This window comes from Dyadobacter diqingensis, assembly GCF_024220585.1.
In the GTDB taxonomy this organism is placed as follows: domain Bacteria; phylum Bacteroidota; class Bacteroidia; order Cytophagales; family Spirosomataceae; genus Dyadobacter; species Dyadobacter diqingensis.
Genome location: NZ_JAMXKF010000009.1, coordinates 60,339 through 80,013, shown reverse-complemented (window position 1 = coordinate 80,013; position 19,675 = coordinate 60,339). Strand labels below are relative to the sequence as shown.

18 protein-coding genes are annotated in these 19,675 nt (G+C 42.8%); 7 read left to right on the top strand and 11 right to left on the bottom strand.

Features of this window, described 5'->3' with window-relative positions:
* Positions 1-70: 70 nt before the first annotated feature.
* The 3 genes from M1L62_RS21825 to M1L62_RS21815 all read right to left on the bottom strand — a co-directional run bounded on the left by M1L62_RS21825 (position 71) and on the right by M1L62_RS21815 (position 2,774).
* Positions 71-637 carry a Uma2 family endonuclease gene (locus tag M1L62_RS21825; protein WP_254561749.1) on the bottom strand — a complete coding sequence of 189 codons (567 nt, stop codon included), beginning with the start codon at positions 635-637 and terminating at the stop codon, positions 71-73.
* Positions 638-690: 53 nt separating this feature from the next.
* A complete protein-coding gene (locus tag M1L62_RS21820) occupies positions 691-1,548 on the bottom strand; it encodes a prephenate dehydrogenase (RefSeq protein ID WP_254561748.1) in 858 nt (285 codons plus the stop codon).
* Positions 1,549-1,616: 68 nt separating this feature from the next.
* Positions 1,617-2,774 carry a pyridoxal phosphate-dependent aminotransferase gene (locus tag M1L62_RS21815; RefSeq protein ID WP_254561747.1) on the bottom strand — a complete coding sequence of 386 codons (1,158 nt, stop codon included), beginning with the start codon at positions 2,772-2,774 and terminating at the stop codon, positions 1,617-1,619.
* Between the two features lie 293 nt (positions 2,775-3,067).
* On the opposite strand from M1L62_RS21815, the gene modA reads away from it, so the two are divergent.
* The 4 genes from modA (at position 3,068) to M1L62_RS21795 (ending at position 6,201) form a co-directional block, all read left to right on the top strand.
* Positions 3,068-3,820: a molybdate ABC transporter substrate-binding protein gene (modA, locus tag M1L62_RS21810; protein WP_254561746.1), complete on the top strand. Its 753-nt coding sequence runs from the start codon at positions 3,068-3,070 to the stop codon at positions 3,818-3,820.
* Between the two features lie 63 nt (positions 3,821-3,883).
* Positions 3,884-4,558, top strand: a complete 675-nt coding sequence (gene modB, locus M1L62_RS21805; protein WP_254561745.1) for a molybdate ABC transporter permease subunit — start codon at positions 3,884-3,886, stop codon at positions 4,556-4,558.
* Complete coding sequence (locus M1L62_RS21800) at positions 4,539-5,429, top strand: ABC transporter ATP-binding protein (RefSeq protein ID WP_254561744.1); 891 nt, start codon at positions 4,539-4,541, stop codon at positions 5,427-5,429. Before modB ends, M1L62_RS21800 begins: the two co-directional genes overlap by 20 nt.
* 94 nt (positions 5,430-5,523) lie before the next feature.
* Complete coding sequence (locus M1L62_RS21795) at positions 5,524-6,201, top strand: SGNH/GDSL hydrolase family protein (protein WP_254561743.1); 678 nt, start codon at positions 5,524-5,526, stop codon at positions 6,199-6,201.
* Positions 6,202-6,314: 113 nt separating this feature from the next.
* Here M1L62_RS21795 and M1L62_RS21790 read toward each other — a convergent pair whose 3' ends face one another.
* From M1L62_RS21790 to thrA, 7 genes are all read right to left on the bottom strand, one after another.
* Positions 6,315-7,214 carry a nucleotidyltransferase family protein gene (locus M1L62_RS21790; protein WP_254561742.1) on the bottom strand — a complete coding sequence of 300 codons (900 nt, stop codon included), beginning with the start codon at positions 7,212-7,214 and terminating at the stop codon, positions 6,315-6,317.
* 260 nt (positions 7,215-7,474) lie between these two features.
* The gene (locus M1L62_RS21785; RefSeq protein WP_254561741.1) at positions 7,475-7,801 is read right to left on the bottom strand and encodes a HesB/IscA family protein; all 327 of its coding nucleotides are present in this window, start codon (positions 7,799-7,801) and stop codon (positions 7,475-7,477) included.
* An 83-nt stretch (positions 7,802-7,884) separates the two neighbouring features.
* On the bottom strand, positions 7,885-8,793 hold the full coding sequence (locus M1L62_RS21780) for a phytanoyl-CoA dioxygenase family protein (RefSeq protein ID WP_254561740.1): 909 nt from the start codon (positions 8,791-8,793) through the stop codon (positions 7,885-7,887).
* A gap of 120 nt (positions 8,794-8,913) precedes the next feature.
* Positions 8,914-9,852, bottom strand: a complete 939-nt coding sequence (locus M1L62_RS21775) for a homoserine kinase (protein ID WP_254561739.1) — start codon at positions 9,850-9,852, stop codon at positions 8,914-8,916.
* Entirely contained in the window at positions 9,849-10,241 is a 393-nt protein-coding gene (locus tag M1L62_RS21770; RefSeq protein WP_254561738.1) for a HEPN domain-containing protein, read from the bottom strand. Before M1L62_RS21770 ends, M1L62_RS21775 begins: the two co-directional genes overlap by 4 nt.
* Complete coding sequence (locus M1L62_RS21765; protein WP_254561737.1) at positions 10,238-10,576, bottom strand: nucleotidyltransferase domain-containing protein; 339 nt, start codon at positions 10,574-10,576, stop codon at positions 10,238-10,240. Before M1L62_RS21765 ends, M1L62_RS21770 begins: the two co-directional genes overlap by 4 nt.
* A 46-nt stretch (positions 10,577-10,622) precedes the next feature.
* Complete coding sequence (gene thrA, locus M1L62_RS21760) at positions 10,623-13,079, bottom strand: bifunctional aspartate kinase/homoserine dehydrogenase I (RefSeq protein ID WP_254561736.1); 2,457 nt, start codon at positions 13,077-13,079, stop codon at positions 10,623-10,625.
* 637 nt (positions 13,080-13,716) lie between these two features.
* Here thrA and M1L62_RS21755 point away from each other — a divergent pair.
* Both M1L62_RS21755 and M1L62_RS21750 read left to right on the top strand, forming a co-directional pair.
* Positions 13,717-16,860 (top strand): SusC/RagA family TonB-linked outer membrane protein, encoded by a 3,144-nt coding sequence (locus M1L62_RS21755; RefSeq protein WP_254561735.1) that lies wholly within the window; start codon positions 13,717-13,719, stop codon positions 16,858-16,860.
* A gap of 19 nt (positions 16,861-16,879) precedes the next feature.
* Complete coding sequence (locus M1L62_RS21750) at positions 16,880-18,340, top strand: SusD/RagB family nutrient-binding outer membrane lipoprotein (protein ID WP_254561734.1); 1,461 nt, start codon at positions 16,880-16,882, stop codon at positions 18,338-18,340.
* Positions 18,341-18,436: 96 nt separating this feature from the next.
* Here the strand turns inward: M1L62_RS21750 and M1L62_RS21745 are convergent, their stop codons facing one another.
* The gene (locus M1L62_RS21745) at positions 18,437-19,201 is read right to left on the bottom strand and encodes a hypothetical protein (protein WP_254561733.1); all 765 of its coding nucleotides are present in this window, start codon (positions 19,199-19,201) and stop codon (positions 18,437-18,439) included.
* A 217-nt stretch (positions 19,202-19,418) separates the two neighbouring features.
* On the opposite strand from M1L62_RS21745, the gene M1L62_RS21740 reads away from it, so the two are divergent.
* On the top strand, positions 19,419-19,673 hold the full coding sequence (locus M1L62_RS21740) for a hypothetical protein (protein ID WP_254561732.1): 255 nt from the start codon (positions 19,419-19,421) through the stop codon (positions 19,671-19,673).
* Positions 19,674-19,675: the final 2 nt, after the last annotated feature.

Genomic DNA, 19,675 nt, shown 5'->3' with positions numbered 1-19,675 from the left:
TTTGTTATAAAATGAGAAAGTCCTGTGAAGATACACTCACAGGACTTTCTCATTTTATAGTATCAACCATTTACAAATTCGTTTCCACAATTAACCCTGGTAACAAATCTTCTCCGCTCAATTGTGCCGGCAGGACTTTACTTTCAACAGAACCGTCTTTACGGTAGATATAAACTTTCTTACCGATACGGTCAATCAGCCAGCCAAGGCTGCAACCATTGGTTTGATATTCCTTCATCTTATCCTGAAGATCATCCAAATCGTCACTCATTGACATTATTTCAACAACAAGATCCGGGCAAATCCTTGCAAATTTCCTGCGTTCGGTTTCTGGGAGAGCTTCCCATTTGCTTTTGGATATCCAGGATAGGTCAGGAGACCTTACGGCTCCATCCGGCAATGTAAATCCGGAAGAAGAATCAAATACGAAACCCGCTCCGGTTTTCCGGTTCCAAAGTCCTAACTCCAAGCCAAACTCAAAATTGTAATTTCCTGTATCGGATCCTGTCGGCGCCATAACAATTATATTTCCGTCTTTATCTCTTTCCATCAACAGCTGAGCATTGGCCTGGCAAAGATCGAAGAACATATCTTCGTTCAGACCGGCCACAGGACGTATGATTAGCGGTAATTCCATAGGATACATTTCTAATGATTACGAAATATAACAAATTATAAACGCCGGATCGTTTACTTTTTCTCAATCCCGCTTAAAATTCTGCCGATATCATTCGCTTTTGACATAAAATCCAGGCTTGTTGTTAAGTCCTTGCTGTCAATGGCTTCCTTGAATTTCTTCAAAAATTCGATATAATCTCCCAGTGCTTTTGAAACATTGATTTTATTCTGATCGAAAATGGGCGCCCACATTTGTGGTGAACTTTTGGCCAAACGGACAGTTGAAGAAAAACCGGTGCTCGCCATATCGAAAATTGCTTTTTCGTCACGTTCTTTTTCCAGAACTGTCAGCCCCAACGCAAATGAGCTGATGTGGCTCAGATGTGACACATATGCAAGGTGCAGATCATGCTCCACTGGTGTCATGTAATGAATTTTCATGCCAACATCACGCAGAAAAGTATCAACCAGTGTCAATGAATCAGAATTGCTTTTTTCCTTGTCACAGATAATCACGTTTTTCCCCGGCAGTAATTCTTTAAACGCAGCCCCTGGTCCTGAGTTTTCGGTACCGGCCATCGGATGAACGGCCACAAACTGCGCACGTTTCGGGTGTGCGTCTGCAACCTGACAGATCAGTTCTTTTGTTGAGCCAAAATCCATAACCGTGCGGCCTTCAGGCAGTTGGTCCAGCAATTTGGGCAATAAGGCGGTAATGGCATCAACAGGAGTGGCTAGCACATTCAGTTCAGAAACCTGCAAAGCTTCTTCCAGGGTCATGATTTCATCTACAAGCCCTTTTGCCAATGCTATTTTTTGATTAACGAGTGACTGATCAACGCCAACAAATTTCATATTCGGGTATTTTTCCCGAAGCGATAATGCGAATGAGCCTCCAAGCAGGCCAACTCCAATAATGCTGATTATCATGTATATTGAAAATTTTCCGGTAAGAGATACTCTTACCGGATATGAGAATTTTTTAAAGAAATATTTGTCTAACTTTTGAGGCGCTCAACAGCTTCCCAGATCCTTTCCTTTGGCATGCACAACGAAAGACGGATGTAACGCTGTCCTTTCGGTCCGAAAATAAATCCGGGAGCTATAAATACATGTTTCTGAACCAACAGATCGTTCACGAGTTTTTCAGCAGATTCGACAGAATCCGGTAATTTACCCCATAGGAACATCCCTTCCTGTTTCTTATCCCATGTACAGCCAACTGTGCTTAAAAATGCCTCGGATGCTTCCAGACGTCCCTGATAAACGGCATTTCTCTGATCGTGCCATTCCTGAGGATTTCCAAGTGCAGCCACAGCCGCTTCCTGCAAAGCCCAGAACATACCGGAATCGACATTACTCTTGATCGTTAGCACGGCATCGATATAAGCCTTATCAGCAGCGATCCATCCCAAACGCCAGCCGGCCATGTTGTGCGACTTGCTCATAGAGTTAAGCTCAATGGCTACTTCTCTGGCTCCATCGATCGACAACAGACTGATCGGTTCTTTTTTGTTCAAAACCAGGCTGTACGGATTATCATGACAAAGCAGAATCTTATGTTTTTTAGCAAATGCTATGGCTGCTTCAAACAATTCTTTTGTGGCTGGTGCACCTGTTGGCATATGGGGATAGTTGAGCCACATAATTTTCGTACGCGGGGTAACCAATCCGGCCATTACCTCCCAGTCGGGCTGCCATCCAAAGTCCTCCCTTAACGGATATTCTTTCACCGTCGCGCCCACCATCTGGCTTACCGCCCGGTATGCAGGATATCCCAGTTCAGGTACCAGGACTTCGTCGCCCGGATCCAAAAAGGTCAATGATATATGCGTAATCCCCTCTTTCGAGCCGATTAAAGGCAGTATTTCAGAAAGCGGATTTAATTTTACTCCATAGGTTCTTTGATAATATTCTGCAATAGCATTCCGAAAAGAGACAGTACCGACGTACGGTTGATAACCATGCGCCTGAGGCTTTAAAGCCGCCTCTGAAAGTGCTGTGAGAGTTTGCTCAGAAGGCATCATGTCCGGATTTCCAATCCCTAGATTGATCACGTCATGTCCTTCGGCTACCAGTTTTCTTACTTCGGCCAGCTTTACTGAAAAGTAATACTCGGACGTTTGCCGGGTGCGCTGGGCAGTTTCTATTATCATTGTTTAATGCATTAATTATTATTTCCGGGTGTGCCGGTCAAAATGGGACGCAATTTACGATATTTAACCGCAATGGGCACAATGGATTAGAGAACAAACAAAAAGTTTCCCCGACAAAGCCCTGAAAGGGCGTCCTATCTTGGCGCAGGGTGACGCCCTGCGGTTATTGGATCGGATGTGTTGATCGTCGATATGCACGGATAATGATTATAGGGCGTTGCCCTATCCTGAGGTAGGACGCCCTTTCAGGGCTTTTTGGTTGAAGATTCCCTCCAATCCATTAAATTAGCAAAATGAACCTTAGACGCTTATTTCTTCCTATCCTGATTATCCTGAATGGTTGCTCGAAACCCTCGGAGAAGATTATTGTGGCCACTGCCGCCAATGTTCAGTATGTCATGAAAGAACTGAAAACTGAATTTGAAAAAGAATCGGGCAAGGAAATTGAAATTGTGGTAAGCTCGTCCGGCAAACTAACGGCACAGATTCGCGAAGGTGCGCCTTTTGACGTCTTCGTCTCCGCTGATACAAAATATCCCGAAGAAATATTCAAAAATGGCGGATCCGATGAAAAGCCAAAAATTTACGCTTATGGAACCTTGGCCTTATGGTCGCTGTCCATCCCGGAAAATGAGTTAAATCTTAACATTTTAAATTCCGACAAAGTCAAAAAAGTAGCCGTTCCCAATCCCAAACTGGCGCCTTATGGTGAAGCCGCTGTTCAGGCATTAGAAAGGGAAAATTTACTGGAACCCATAAAAAGTAAAATTGTCTACGGCGAAAGCATCGCGCAGGCAGCACAATATATTACCACCGGATCAGTAGAAGCAGGTTTTACTGCCCTCTCGGTTATACTCGCTCCCGAAATGAAAGGAAAAGGCCACTATACTATTGTTGACTCCACGTCCTATAAACCCATAGCCCAAGCCGCGCTATTACTCCGTCACAGCGACAACTCCCCGAAAAAAGAAACCAGCCGCAAATTCTACGACTTCCTTTTTTCAGCTAAAGCAAAAGTCATTTTCAACAAATACGGATATAAATAACCTCAAAAACTAAGTTCCTGGCGATAATTCTATCATTCACTCATCCTATCATTCAAAATTAAAATGGATTGGCAACCACTTTGGCTAACATTTCGGCTTGCATTCATTACTTCGTCAATTCTTTTTGTAATCGCATTGCCACTGGCTTATTGGCTTGCTTTTGCAAAATTTAAAGGGCGCGGTATTGTTGAAGCGATTATTGGAATGCCGTTGGTGCTGCCACCATCTGTTTTGGGTTTTTACTTGTTGCTGGCGTTCAGTCCGTCGTACTGGTTTGGCTCCTGGATTGAAAGCACGCTGGGATTAAGACTTGTTTTCTCATTTCCCGGACTTGTCATAGGCTCCGTCATTTACAGTCTTCCTTTTATGGTTTATCCATTAAGGGCAGGTCTTCAATCATTACCGTCGTCACTTCGTGAAGCATCCTATACCCTGGGAAAAGGACGCTGGGAAACATTTTATAAAATCCTTTTACCAAACTGCAAATCAGCCATACTAACGGCTTTCGTGCTGACATTTGCACACACAGTGGGCGAATTCGGTGTGGTTTTAATGATCGGCGGGAATATTCCCGGTGTCACCAAAGTTGCATCGGTCGCGATCTACAACGAAGTCGAGGCGCTGAATTATGCCGGGGCTAATCAATATGCGCTGGTACTTTTTGGAATCACATTTATTATCTTGCTTTTAGTTTACTCAATCAACAACCGCCTGCTAAGTGTCCGACAAAGTTCTTGATATTTCCATCCGGCATTCCTTACAAACAGCCAACGGAATTCTTCCCATGGAAATTTCTTTTGTAGCTGAGCAAGGCAGCATTACGGCCATTACAGGACCTTCCGGAGCCGGAAAAACAACTTTATTGCGGCAGATCGCCGGATTAACACATCCTAATTCAGGACATATCAGGTTTGCCGGCAACATCTGGCTGGACACTTCCATTCGCGTTTCTGAGTATTCTCAACTCCGCAATATTGGCTTTGTATTTCAGGACTATGCTCTGTTCCCACACTTAACGGTCCGGCAAAATCTTCTTTTTGCCCTGGATAAAAATTCAGATAACAGCATTGTTGACGAGCTTCTAAAAGCGGTTGAGTTAACGCAACTGGCAGACCGGAAGCCACATCAGCTTTCCGGCGGACAACAGCAACGTGTCGCCTTGGCAAGAGCTCTGGTCCGCAAACCCGACTTATTGCTTCTCGACGAACCGCTGGCAGCACTGGATCACCACATGCGGCGGCGGTTGCAGGAATATTTATTAAGTCTGCAAAAAAAACTAGGCTTTACGATCATCATTGTCACGCATGATCTGGGCGAAATTTTCAGGATGGCGCATCAGGTTTTAGTGATAGAAAATGGGCAAATCGTCAGTCGCGGGACACCGTCAGAAGTCTACCTTCCCGAAAATGAAGTGAATGATCAATTGATATTGTACGGAGAAGTTTTATCCTGCACTGTTTACGCGGATCATTTGCTGGTAAATGCACTGATTCAACAATCTGTCCGTAATCTCAGATTACCTCTTCACTGGCATGCCGAAATGTCTCCGGGCCGTTCGTTTGCATTGCGATACTCATTGGATATTGCCGAGATTGAATTAATCAAATAACACCCTGCCCGACACTCCAAATTTGAACCAAGCCGTTAAGGGTAATTTTAATATACGACTGTCTTTTCCTCTAAAAACTAATCATTTCAAACCCATGAGAATTATTTTTCGATTTTTACAAATTGCCCTTGTAGCTTTCCCTTTACTTGCCATGCGCCAGGATAAACCGTTGCGCGTTATCTTTTTCGGTGATTCAATCACACAGGCGGGCGTAGGTCCGAAGGGTTATATCACCATGATGACCGAAACACTAAAAACCAATAACCAGAGCGGACAATTCGAACTGCTGGGTGCAGGCATTGGAGGAAATAAGGTATATGATCTTTATTTACGTTTGGAAGACGATGTGCTGTCGAAAAAACCCGATGTCGTTTTCATTTACGTAGGGATCAATGACGTTTGGCACAAAAGTTCATCAGGAACCGGAACAGATCCTGACAAATATGTTAAGTTTTATGAGGCTCTGATCAAAAAAATGAAGGCACAGAATATCCGTGTGATCCTGTGTACGCCTACGGTAATCGGTGAGAAAAACGATAACTCCAATATGCAGGACGGCGACCTTAACCAGTACTCGAAGCTCATCCGTGATATTGCCGCTAAACACAGCCTTCAGGTTTGCGATCTTAGAAAATATTTTCAGGAGTATTTATCCAAAAACAATCCTGACAATAAAGAAAAAGAGATTCTCACAACCGACCGCGTTCACCTGAACGAAACAGGCAACAAGTTTCTTGCGGAGAAAATGATGGATGCTTTATTGAAAAAATAAAGTCTGAGTTTATACAAGATATGCTATAAAAGCAAAGAAGTCAACTTTCGAAAAGTTGACTTCTTTTTTTATCCATAATTCCTTCAGTCAGGAGCTTATCACATGCCAGGATGTTACTCCCAAAGTTTCTGAGGATATTCTCCAGAATCATGTAAAGCCGATAAAGACGCCTGAACCTTTGGTTTATCTTCCGGATAAGTAACCCCGAACCAGTCAGATGAGCTGCGGAATACGCGGCAGTCTCCCAGGTCATTCTCAATCAGATATGACATCACCGTAGGAATGTAAAATTCAGCTTTTGGTGTGTTCAAATTAACACGTGCATATTCTTCGAACAATTCCTTTGTAATCGGGAACATCGACGGCTTGAAACCCCAGAAGTTCATCGAAACCGGTGTCTCGGGAGCCAGCTCTGTTTTCTCTCCTTCCTCTTCAAAATAAATCGTCCCGTTTTCCTCAAATATCTTCGTCCGTTCGATCACCGACGATAAGTTCTGATCTTCTCTTTCAATACAAACACCTCTGGAAACCGTCCCGTTTTCCGAAAGTGTTCTTTTCAATTCATAACCAATCATCGCGTGCTGCTTATCATTGGTATCCGTGCTCAAAAAATTAGCCATGGTAGCAAACGCTCCCTGTCCATAAAAATCATCCGCATTTATTACTGCAAAAGGCGTATCTGTTTGATCCCAGGCACATAAGGTTGCGTGGCCCGTCCCCCAGGGTTTTACGCGCTCAACAGTTCCGAGATCTTCCGGTACATAAGACTGGACACCCTGAATTGCAAAATCGTAATCAATCTTCCCTTTTAACTTCGGAGCAAATAAAGCTTCCGCTTCATCTTTTATTTCTTTCCGGACTATAAATACTACTTTGCCAAAACCACTGCGAATGGCATCATATAATGAATAATCTATAATGGTTTCTCCATTGGGACCAAACTGGTCAAGTTGTTTTATACCTCCATAACGACTTCCGATTCCGGCAGCCAAAATTAAAAGAGTTGGTTTCATTAATGTAGATTAAAGTTGAAAATTGAAAGTTGAAAACGGTTCATCAATGTTGCCGGCGGACTGTCGGCTGTTGGGCTTCATCACTGGATTACCAGAATAATTTAAAACAACATCATTTAAAGCCTCACTTTTTCCGTCCACAAAAAAACAATAAAATAAGGAAAATATACTACTTCAAGTGTTTTTTGATTGGGCATAAAATGAAAAAAAGCGCCGTGATAACTCACAACGCCTTTACTATTATCCACAAAATCTAAAATTTATACGGCAAAACTTTCGCCACAGCCACAAGTACGTGTGGCATTTGGATTAACAAACTGAAAACCTTTACCATTTAGTCCATCAGAAAAATCCAATATCGTCCCTGCCAGGTAAAGAATACTTTTTTTATCAACAATAATTTTCACTCCTTTATCTTCAAAAATCATGTCATTAGGATTGGTTTCCGAGTTGAATTCAAGATTATATGTCAACCCTGAACAACCTCCACCCAAAACACCAACACGAATCTGATAATCTTCTTCGTGACCGTCGGCTTTACGTAATTCTATGATTTTATTCTTCGCAGTATCACTTACAGTAACCATGATTTTCTAATTTAATGCTTTCGGCTTATATAACGTTTAAAATTACGCAGAAAGTTCAGGAAATGACCAATACCTTTTAACCTTTATTTCGCCAAACTCCTTTTTAACTTCCGCAGGCCACCTTCAATTTTTTGTTTATATTCCGTAAAAGGACTCAGCCCCGTGCCGCCCATAATTTCCTCATTCAGATATTTATTTTCCATGATTTCACCCGTAAGAATATTCACAGGCCGGCGCATGAACATTTTTTCAACAGGCATATCCGACCACAAAGGCGAATAATACATACAATCTGAAAAAAAATAATGGGTTACCTGGCTATGCCGGCTGCTCCCTTCTCTTAAAATCGGCTCACCACCGTGAAACAAGGTGGCTGACCAAATCAACGCCTGACCCTTTTTCACTTTAAAAACCTCCTTCTTTTGCCCCGTTGCATCCATCAGTTTCTGAACAAAATTTTCATATTCCTGATACTGCGTATAAGCCCCCGGCTCTTTCGAGCCCGATAAACTTATATCGGACATATCGTAAAATGGCAATTTTTGACTTCCCGGATAGTAATGAAGAGGTCCGTTGGTTTCATCAATATCCTCCAACGCAACCCATACGCCGCACATAAACCGTTCCGGAACAGAATAAAAATGAATGGCATCACTGTGTGTTTTCTGCTGAGACCCTACCCGGAAATTAAGAGTCTGAAAGGGGAATGGTTCCCGCCGGTATAAAATCCGCAGCATATCCAATACTTTCGAACAACCTGCAATATCTTTCACCAATGGGGTAATCTTCCAGGCATCCTGTAATCTCGGAGAAGTATAATGAGGTTTCAAAAGCTCTACAATGCGGTCGAATGTAGACTCCGGCAATTCGGTATCTACAATCAGATAACCCTTTTCCGCATAATGTTTTACCTGCTCTTTGGTCGTACTGTCGAGTGTGGATTGTTCCAGTTCCTGATCGAAAAACGGAGAATCAACCCAGGGAAGATTCATAGAGTAAGTCGGTAGACTCATAATCGCCATTTTTAATTTAGAGAGTTTACATTTTGTAACTTCTAAATTAAAAAAAGGCTACTAAAAATTATTACTATTCAATATTAAGTTATCGAAAGGTTATTTACGGTCCAAAACTACCGGCCCTCCCTGATTGATTAAAGATACGTGACTACTGGACTCGATCCCGGCGTTAAGAAAAGTCTGCTTCATAACCTCACCCACTTTTCTGGCATTGTCAACACCGCGGCTTAATGCAAACATGGAAGGGCCTGAGCCTGAGATACTACATCCCAACGCCCCATTGTCAAGTGCAGCTTGTTTAACGAAGTTAAATTCCGGGATAAGTATCGAACGAACAGGCTCAATAATGACATCAACCATCGACCGGCTTATCAGGTCGTAATCCTCCTTCATAAGCCCAGCGACCAGTCCTGCCACATTACCCATCTGTGAAATGGTGTTTTTCAGAGAAACTTCGTCTCTTAAAATATAGCGCGCATCTTTGGTATTAATCTCAATATCCGGATGAACCAGTGTACAATAAAGATCTTTCGGTACAGGAATTGAAAAGATATCCAGTGGCGCGTAACTTCTGATAATCACAAAACCGCCCAATAATGCAGGTCCCACATTATCCGCGTGCGCCGAACCCGAGGCGATACGCTCTCCTTCCATCGCAAAGGGTAAAAGCTCCGTTCTGGATAAAGGACAACCCAACAGCTCATTCATGGCTATAACACCAGCCACGGCACTTGCCGCACTCGACCCCATACCACTCCCAAGCGGCATATTTTTATGCAAAGTAACCTCACATCCGAAATCATTGATTCCAAGATGTTTGAGCAAATGAAGCATTACACCGGTCACCGTATTTTTCTCGGCTTTTCTTGGCAGCCTTCCTTCATCACCAAAAATATCTTTGATAACAACACCCGGCTCATCTCGACGCTGTATTTCAACAACATCACCAGGCTCTTCAATCGCAAAACCGAAAATATCAAAACCACAGGATACGTTGGCAACCGTGGCAGGAGCAAAGACTTTTATATAATTCACTGTAAAAAATTATTTTTCTTTAAATAGAGGATGGCTGCATTTAAGAAAAGTTCAGCATCATTGACAGACTCCTCTGCGTCTTCCAAAAGAACTTCATCATAATCGTAGTCACTAAATTGTCTTTTTTCAAAAGATCTTTGAAGACATGTATTTAGCGTTTTATCCAAAATTCCAGTTTTTATATACAGTTCTCTGAATTTTGCATGAGCCCCGTTATGCGTTTTTGTGTTTGACTCCGAAACGAATAATAAAGCCTGTACGGCATGGTAAATAGTGTAATACGCACCATTTACCGCAGCGTTAAAAAATTCACTTCGGAATGATGATTTACTGCTTTCAAGATAATCCTCGGCTTTTAAAATAATTCTGGTCAGTGTTAATTCCTTCATAACACAATGCCTTCATTATTGACATTAAGACCCAATGGCGTTTCTCCTGACGACAATCGGTTTACCGTAAATGGAATAGCGGAAACCCAAACGTCATATTTAAGTCCCAGCAAACTCGTCACCGCAGATATCGCGCTAATCTCTCTTAGCGCCCTTATTTCGTCATCGTTCAAGACGACTAAATAATCGACATCGGAATCTTTCGTATTTTCGCCCCGCGCATAAGAGCCAAACAAAATCACTTTATCAAGCCGGTTGCCATACAGCGCTTTCATCTGACTGACAAATTCCTCCGTCAACCTGGCAACCGATTCAGGAACTTTTCTTGTGCTCATAATCCAAAATGACTTTTTTGAAAAATTTCCTACAATTTAACCCCTTCTATCCCAAATAGCTACTAATGCTCATAATATCTGCAAACACACCGGAAGCTGTCACTTCGGCGCCTGCACCCGGACCTTTGATTACCAAAGGACGGTCTTTGTACCTTTCTGTGGTAAACGAAATGATGTTATCGCTGCCAGACAAGGTATAAAAAGGATGCTGCTGGTTCACCGTCCGTAATTCGACAACTGCTTTGCCATGCTCCAAAGTTGCGATGTATCGCAACACTTCACCATTAGCTTCCGCATTGGCCTGTAAGGTTGCAAAGTAGCTATCCGAAATAACCAGTTCCTCAAAAAATGATTCCACAGTGGGTGCCTGCAAGCAGTTTTCCGGCAGCAGTCGGGCTACTTTCACATCCTCGGATTCTAACGGAACACCCACTTCGCGCGCCAGAATCAATATCTTCCGCGCCACATCGGCACCGCTCAAATCATCACGTGGATCCGGTTCTGTAAATCCTTTTGCTTTGGCTTCCTTCACTACATCCACGAACTTTATCCCCGGACCGAAAGAATTGAATATATAGGATAATGTCCCGGAAAGAATCGCTTCAATTTTCAGGAATTTATCACCGCTGGCCATGAGGCCCTGAATCGTATTGATAATCGGCAGTCCGGCACCAACGTTGGTCTCATACAAAAACTTCACGCCACGTTTTAAAGCCGTACGCTGAAGAGAAATATACTCGGCATAAGAACCCGAGTTCGCTACCTTGTTTGGTGTAACCACCGATATACTTGCATCGAGCAACATATTGTAATACTGAACAATATCCTTATCCGAAGTACAATCCACAAAAACACTGTTTGGAAGGTTGAGTTCAATCATGCGGTGCACGAAAGCAGGCAAACTTGTTTTCACACCTTCGCCATCAATTCTTTCCTTCCAATGTTCTGAATTAATTCCATCCGGATCCAGAAGCATTTTCTTGGTATTCGAAAGCCCTGCAATATTCAGATTAAGAAATTTCTCTTCTCTTAAATATTTAGTCTGGTTTCTAACTTGTTCCAGCAAGGTTTTACCAATGAGGCCCACTCCAACGATAAACAAATTGAGTGAACGTGTTTCAGAGTGAAAGAATACACCATGAATCGCATTCAAAGCCTTCGACAAATCACTTTTTGAAATAACTACGGAAATATTCAACTCAGAAGAGCCCTGAGCCGTAGCTACTACGTTGATACCGTTTTTACCGAGTACAGAGAAAAGCTTGCCAGAAACACCCGTACTTTTCTTCATTCCTTCTCCTACAATCGCGATGATGGAAAGGCTTTTTTCTATGGTAATGCTGTCGATATATCCATAAGTGATTTCGGACGCAAATTCCTTTTCCAGCACCTCGGTTGCTTTCGCAGCATCCTTCGGATCAATTGAAAAACAGATGGAATGCTCAGATGAGGCCTGCGAAATCAGGATCACGCTAATGGCATTATTGGACAAAGCCGTAAACAATCTTCCGGAAATACCGGCCACGCCAATCATTCCGCTCCCCTGAATATTCACCAGAGCAATTTCGTCGATGGACGAAATACCGGTGATCGGGTAATCCTTTTTAACGGCATTTTTTTGCACATACGTGCCTTCAAAGCCTGTATTGAACGTATTGAGAACTTTTAAAGTAATATTTTTAGCAAAAGCGGGCTGCAAACTTGGCGGGTAAATCACCTTGGCACCAAAATGCGACAGTTCCATGGCCTCTGCATACGAAATCGAAGGAATGGTAAAAGCATTGGTCACCTTGCGCGGATCCGCCGTCATCATCCCGTCCACATCCGTCCAGATTTCAATAGACTCTGCATCCAGGGCCGCTCCAATAATGGAAGCGGTATAATCCGAACCTCCTCGGCCAAGTGTTGTGGTTATCCCATCCTTGGTTGATGCGATAAAACCTGTCACACACTGCAAGGCATTTACTTTCGCAAAATATTCCAGAATAAGCTGATTGGTAACCTCAAAATTGACATCCCCCAAACCATACGTTGCGTTGGTACGGATGATCTGGCGCGCATCGCAAAATTCAGCTGCAACACCTCTGCTTTTAAGCACCTCGGTAATAACCAGCGTCGATAAGCGTTCACCAAAACTCATGATGAGATCCATCGTGCGTGATGAAAGTTCACGAATCCAGGAAACACCTTTTAATATATCGCCAAGTTCGTTGAACAATCCGCGAACGGCGGCAAACGTACTGCTTTGATTTTTTACATTGATCAGCCCGCGTACAATCACAAAATGGCGCTCCTCCACGACTTTCAGAAACTCAATATATTCGCCGTTTCCTGCCGCAGCCATTTTACCAATTTCAATAAGGCGGTTCGTGACACCTCCCATGGCTGAGAAAACAACAGCGATTTGCTGGCCCTCAGCCAGATTATTTTCAAGAATACCGATTACCTGTTTGATACTATCGACCGTGCCGACCGATGTGCCGCCAAATTTGAGAACCTTCATTTAAAGCTTACGAATTAACAAAGTTTTGATAAGAGCACTTCCGCTGTCCTTGAACACCGGGTTGCAAATATAGCAATTCAATCGCCTTATAGGTTGATTTTAAGAATGAAAAGCACGGGCAATGTCCCGAGACTTCCGATAGGCCAGCCAGAAACTTCCAATAAACAGCAAACCACACATACAAGCAAGCCAACCTTCACTTCCGAGCAATACTCCCCAATCTGCGCTATTGAAATAGCTTCCGTCTAGCATTATCTAATGGACATAAAATTTATATAGTACAATAAATTTCTATTTTTTATAAAAACTTATACAATTTAAAGATTTACTAAAATTAAGTTTTGAATTTTTAAATAATTAAAGATTTTAATTGCCATTTTTTCATTTATATCTTCTTTTAATTTTAAAATATTTTACTTTTATAAAATTATATTTTGATTTCTATATAGTATTACAAAATACTTAATAATAAATAAATTAAATATTTATAGTTACAAATGACCAGTTATTAAACCTAAAAATTATTTTTTATAAATAAAAGCAATAATAATAGTCAAAATACAATCCTAATAATTAAATAAATAACCATGCCTTATTATTTAAATATTACTATTTAATCCTCTTAACAATCTAACTAATGAAAAAACATTTTACATCGGGTTTTATGTCTTTTCTTTTATTGCTTAGCCTGGCCTCTTTCGGACAGGATATAGCTATAAAAGGCAAAGTGGCATCCAAGGGAGACGGCGGAGCATTGCCGGGCGCTAGTGTATTAATTAAAGGAACCAGCCGCGGCAGCACAACCAACGCTGACGGAGAATTTACCATTTCAGCATCACCAACGGCCACCTTAGTGGTATCTTTTATAGGATTTAAATCACTTGAAGTTCCGGTCGGCTCCAAAACAACCCTGGATATTGTACTGGATGAAGACGCTACGCAGTTTAGCGAAGTGGTCGTAACCGCCCTTGGGATTGCTCGTGAGAAAAAGGCGTTGGGTTATTCAGTGCAGGAAGTTAGTGGAAAAGCATTAACGCAGGCAAGGGAAACTAACCTGATCAATTCCTTGTCGGGACGCCTGGCGGGGCTGCAGGTGACCAACTCAAACGGTGCGCCGGGTGCCTCTTCACGTATGATCATTCGTGGAGCGAGCTCCATCGGAAGTAATAACCAGCCACTTTTCGTTGTTGACGGTGTTCCTATTGACAACAGTAATTTTGGTTCGGGAACCGGTGTTGATTATGGTAATGCAGCAGCTTCCATTAACCCGGATGATGTGGAATCCATTAACGTTTTGAAAGGGCCAAGTGCAGCAGCACTTTACGGATCACGTGGAGCCAATGGCGTTGTTTTAATAACCAGTAAAAGTGGAAAAGGCTCAAAGGGACTTGGCGTTTCATTCAATACCAACACTTCTTTCGAATCTGTTTTTCGTCAGCCGGAATGGCAAAATGAATACGGACAGGGTGCAAAAGGCCTTTTCTCCTACAAAGATGGACAAGGCGGCGGTGTGAATGACGGTGTGGATGAAAGCTGGGGACCAAAACTGGATGGCAGATTATTACCACAATTTGATTCTCCTATTGCTGCCGACGGAACGAGAACACCTACTCCGTGGATCGCCCATCCGGATAACGTGAATCAGTTTTACCAAACCGGAAAAACGTTTACAAACAATATCGGGGTTACGGGCGGTAACGAAAAGGCTGATTTCCGTTTGTCTTTCACCAACCTTAAACAAAACGGTATTCTGCCAAACACAGACTACAAGCGTCAAACAGTTTCATTAAATGCGGGCTGGAACCTTACCAAAAAACTGAATGTGCGGGCTACCGTTAATTATGTGAAAGATGGTAGTGATAACCGTAATAACTTCGGCCTTTACTTCATCTGGTTCGGGCGGCAAGTGGATATGAACAGTCTTAAAACTTTCCAGAAGCCAAGCAGTCTTTACCAAAACAACTGGAATGACAACTACTGGACAAACCCATACTACCTGACCAATCTGAGCACAAAAGAAAACCAGCGTGACCGTATGTATGGGAACATTTCTGCTACATATAAACTTACAGACTGGCTTACACTGACAGGTCGTTCCGGTACTGATTTTTATGAAGATCGTCGTAAAACCAGAACTGCTGCCCGTCAGGCAAAACTTGGAACCACACAACTTTATGATGCCTATAACGAAGAGCAGATTTTTGTAAGAGAATCAAACTCGGATTTCTTGTTGAATGCAACACACAAATTCGGTGAATTTGATATCACGGCAAACATCGGAGGAAACCATCGCTCCAATTTCGCACAAAGAAATTACATGGGAGCGACAGAATTGGCAATCCCGAGAGTATGGAACCTGGGGAACTCTCGCCAGCGCCCCGTCACTGAAAACTCATTTATCGAAAAAACAGTAAACAGCCTATATGCTTCGGCCAACCTTGGTTTCCGCAACTATCTATTTGTTGACCTGACAGCGCGTAACGACTGGTCGAGTTCTCTTCCAAGCAGCAACAGATCGTACTTCTACCCTTCTGCCGCTGTGAGTGCTATCCTTTCAGATATTTTTGATGTGAAATCATCCGTATTATCCTTTGCCAAAATCAGAGCGGGTATTGCACAGGTTGGCAACGACACAGACCCTTATCGTCTGGCAAGTACATACAAATATGAAAATCCATGGGGAAGTACACCAACATTGTCAGAAAACAACGCCTTGTTAAATGCCGAACTAAAACCGGAAATCACTACTTCCTATGAAATTGGCGCGGATATCAGACTTTGGCAAAATCGTGTGGGACTTGACGTTACTTACTACAACAAGTCATCCACTGACCAGATTCTGGATGTGAACGTTTCGAATGCCTCAGGTTATTTATCTAAACTTTTAAATGCAGGAAAAATCACCAACAAAGGGATCGAGATTCAGTTAACCGCAACGCCTGTTAAACTGGACAACTTCCAGTGGGACATTTCATTGAACTGGGCACGCAACAAAAACAAGGTTGTTTCTCTTGCCGACAACCTGACTACTTATCAGTTAAATACAAGTTATAACCCGATCACACAGGCGACTTCAACAAACAGTTTCCGTGGTCTTTCGGTGGAAGCACGTGTTGGACAACCTTATGGTACTTTCTTTGGAAAAGGTTTTTTACGCGCTCCGGACGGACAAATTGTTTACGATGCACAAGGTTATCCGATGATCGATCCGGTAAGCCGTGTATTAGGAAACTTCACTCCTGACTGGATTGGCGGCATTTCAAATACATTCAAATACAAAAATTTCTCCCTGAGCACGCTGATTGATATCAAACACGGCGGAGATATTTTCTCTCAGTCGATAAACGTGGGACGTTATACAGGGGTTTTGAAAGAAACAACATTGGGACGCGAAACCGGTGTGGTAGGTCAGGGTGTAGTAAACACAGGAACTACGGATAATCCTAATTATGTAGCCAATACAAAAAGCATCTCCTCGGAGGAATATCACCACAAATATTACCTGCTGACCAACAACGAAAACACGATTTTCGATGCGAGTTATGTAAAACTTCGTGAAGTGAAATTCACTTATATGATTTCAGGAAAAGTGATGAAAAAACTTCCGTTCCGTGACATTGCCGTATCTGTTGTAGGCAGGAACCTTGCGCTTTTGAAAAGCAACCTTCCTCACATCGATCCGGAAACAAGTTATTACAACGATGGTAATTTACAAGGTATAGAAAACGGTCAGATTCCGACAACAAGATCGATCGGTTTTAACATCAGTTTCAATCTATAATTCCCTTAATCGACTTCATATGAAAAGCAAAATATATTCGTTCCGCTCCAAAATCGTACTCGCTGCCACTTTCTTCTGCGCCTCGGCTTGTACCGGTGATTTTGATGAACTAAACACCAACCCCAACAGCGCCTCTTCCGCAACCGCAGATCTCTTCTTGCCACATGGTATCCAAAGTGCAGTGGATATTCAGTCAGGCGGGTCGCTGGGTATGGATATCGGCGAAGGATTTTCCCAGCACTGGGCACGTATCCAATATACTGATATTGATCAGTATACCGTTTCCAGCGACGTTTACACAGCCGGATGGCAAGGACTTTACATCGAATCACTGGCTGATTACAACCGTATTTATAAACTTGGCCAGGAATCAGGTAACACGAATTATCAGGCCGTTGCGGTCATTCTTCGTTCCTGGGTGTTTTCGCTGCTAACGGATATTTATGGAGATATCCCTTACAAAGACGCAGTAAAAGGCCTTGACGGTGTTTTACTTCCAACTTATGATGCTCAAAAGGATGTGTATGCAGGACTGGTGGCCGAGCTTAAAACAGCCGGCGAGTCTATCAACACCAGCAATACTGCATTGGCAATTTCCGGCGACATCCTGTTTAACAATGATATGGCTAAATGGAAAAAATTCGCAAATACGCTTAGCCTTCGCTTACTGAGCAGAATGATTGACAAGGCCGATGCACCGATCAACGTAAAAACGGAAATCACCAGAATACTGAGCGATCCTGCAAAATATCCGGTGATCACCTCCGTGGCCGATAACATTCAGCTTAACTATCTGGATGCAACCAACAACCAGAACCCGGTTAATGTAAACCGTAAAACGCGTGATGATCACCGTGTCAGTGCTACTTTGGTTGATAAACTTGCTGCGCTGAATGATGCAAGGCTTGCTGTTTATGCAAATATACCAGCGGACGGCGGCACTTACAAAGGCGTTCCAAACGGCTTGGCATCATCAGACGCGAACGCATTGGGTTTAACCAAAACTTCCAAAGTGGGTAATTATTTTGTTGCAGCTACGGCGCCCGGTGTTATCATGACTTATGCCGAACTATTGTTCCTTAAATCAGAATTTGCGTACAAAGGTGTTACGATTGCAGGAGATGCAGCTGCAAACTATGCCGCGGCGATCACCGCTTCCTTTGCTCAATACAAACTGGCAGCTCCTACCGACTACATTGCAGCCAACGTGCTGAAAACCGGAGCGGATGGATTTACGCAGATTATGGAGCAGAAATGGATCGCTCTGTTTGGACAGGGACTTGAAGCATGGACAGAATACCGTCGGACCGGGATTCCTGCACTGGCCGTACCCAAGCTGAATACAAACCAGAATGTACTTCCAACCCGTATGCCATACCCGGGCTCAGAAGAATCATTAAATTACACGAACTTCTCTTCCGCGCTCACAAAACAAGGGGGTAAAAACGATATGAAGCTTAAACTTTGGTTTGCAAAATAATCAGGAATAACCCACAATAAGTGTTTACAAACAAAAACGAGAATATCGGCTTAGCCAATATTCTCGTTTTTGTTTGTAAATAAATCTCGGTTCCCGTCAGAATGCAATTCCCAATCCTGCGCCAATATTGACAACGCCAATAAATCTGCTTTCGTTGATTCTGTCGTTCACCTCAAGCTGACCAATTTTAGCTTTAATGGCCAGGTCACTTACTTTCGCTTTGGCACCAATAACGTCACCGCTTAACTGGAAAAACAGCGCGCCAAAGAGAGGCAGCCTCAAACTCAACCCTGCTCCGAAACCTATCGGCGTTACGGTGGCGTGATTAAGGCTTACCTGAATGGTCTGACTACCCTCAACAGGTTGTCCGCTTGCGTTGATTTCGTTTCCGTTCAGCAAAACGGAAGGCGTAGTCGCTCTCACAATACCTCCCTGCACGTGCGCTTCGAGCTGCACCCTGTTCATGTTAAAATAAATAGCCGGACCTATCAAGGCCGCGCCCAGTTTCCATTTGGAAACATTACTATCCCAATTGTAGGTTCTGCCGCTTGCCTCAACGTACGAATTGGCTTTATCAATGATCGGTCCTGAATTCGTCGAATTCTGGTTAAGACTTCCCGATAACCGAATTCCCAGCCAGCGGGCAATCCTGTGATCATAATTTACATGTCCAAAATACCCTGACCCGGCCAGACCAGCCAGTGGGTCATTCAGTTTTTCCGTTGCAAGCTCACCTACCGGAAGGCTATACCCGCCCGATACCGAGAAAAAGTTACGTGTGTCTTGTGCTTTAACCCTTTCAGTAGGAACGATCAAAAAAAGCAATGTCAATACTGAAAAGCTGGTGAGAAGTTTTATCATAGGGGAGTGAATTTTATTAAGAATCATATCATTACGATTTAGTAAGAATACTATGTAGCTAAACATTGAACCAACGCTTTTTAGTATACTATTTGTTCGTTTTAATATGTTTTAGGGTAATTTTTTCAACACTATTTCACCTAAACATTATTAAATAGTAACATTTTGATTTGGAACAAAAATAGTACAGTTCTAAGTAAACCAAATCTTTACGATCATGGACAGAAGAGAAACAGATAAAGAAGCACGTGCTACCAAAAATACCAAGAATGTCTGGAAATGGATTATCGGCATTGGGATCGTTTTAATGGTCATCGCTTTCTGGGGCGGCTTCTTTAACCACGACAATAATTTCAGCGAATCTGAAACACCATCGGCCAATGCAACCATGCCTGCGGATACCGTAGCATCAGATACCGCCATGGAAGTTCATCCGGACACAATCATGAAAAGCGTACGAGGCACTAAATAGAA

Bases quoted from the DNA above. Each gene is read 5' to 3' on its own strand.
- M1L62_RS21770 (WP_254561738.1), bottom strand. From the start codon at position 10,241: ATGAAGGAATTAACACTGACCAGAATTATTTTAAAAGCCGAGGATTAT.
- M1L62_RS21755 (WP_254561735.1), top strand. From the start codon at position 13,717: ATGAAAAAACATTTTACATCGGGTTTTATGTCTTTTCTTTTATTGCTT.
- M1L62_RS21740 (WP_254561732.1), top strand. From the start codon at position 19,419: ATGGACAGAAGAGAAACAGATAAAGAAGCACGTGCTACCAAAAATACC.
- modB (WP_254561745.1), top strand. From the start codon at position 3,884: ATGGATTGGCAACCACTTTGGCTAACATTTCGGCTTGCATTCATTACT.
- M1L62_RS21815 (WP_254561747.1), bottom strand. From the start codon at position 2,774: ATGATAATAGAAACTGCCCAGCGCACCCGGCAAACGTCCGAGTATTAC.
- modA (WP_254561746.1), top strand. From the start codon at position 3,068: ATGAACCTTAGACGCTTATTTCTTCCTATCCTGATTATCCTGAATGGT.
- M1L62_RS21765 (WP_254561737.1), bottom strand. From the start codon at position 10,576: ATGAGCACAAGAAAAGTTCCTGAATCGGTTGCCAGGTTGACGGAGGAA.
- M1L62_RS21780 (WP_254561740.1), bottom strand. From the start codon at position 8,793: ATGAATCTTCCCTGGGTTGATTCTCCGTTTTTCGATCAGGAACTGGAA.
- thrA (WP_254561736.1), bottom strand. From the start codon at position 13,079: ATGAAGGTTCTCAAATTTGGCGGCACATCGGTCGGCACGGTCGATAGT.
- M1L62_RS21790 (WP_254561742.1), bottom strand. From the start codon at position 7,214: ATGAAACCAACTCTTTTAATTTTGGCTGCCGGAATCGGAAGTCGTTAT.
- M1L62_RS21745 (WP_254561733.1), bottom strand. From the start codon at position 19,201: ATGATAAAACTTCTCACCAGCTTTTCAGTATTGACATTGCTTTTTTTG.
- M1L62_RS21795 (WP_254561743.1), top strand. From the start codon at position 5,524: ATGAGAATTATTTTTCGATTTTTACAAATTGCCCTTGTAGCTTTCCCT.
- M1L62_RS21820 (WP_254561748.1), bottom strand. From the start codon at position 1,548: ATGATAATCAGCATTATTGGAGTTGGCCTGCTTGGAGGCTCATTCGCA.
- M1L62_RS21750 (WP_254561734.1), top strand. From the start codon at position 16,880: ATGAAAAGCAAAATATATTCGTTCCGCTCCAAAATCGTACTCGCTGCC.
- M1L62_RS21785 (WP_254561741.1), bottom strand. From the start codon at position 7,801: ATGGTTACTGTAAGTGATACTGCGAAGAATAAAATCATAGAATTACGT.
- M1L62_RS21825 (WP_254561749.1), bottom strand. From the start codon at position 637: ATGGAATTACCGCTAATCATACGTCCTGTGGCCGGTCTGAACGAAGAT.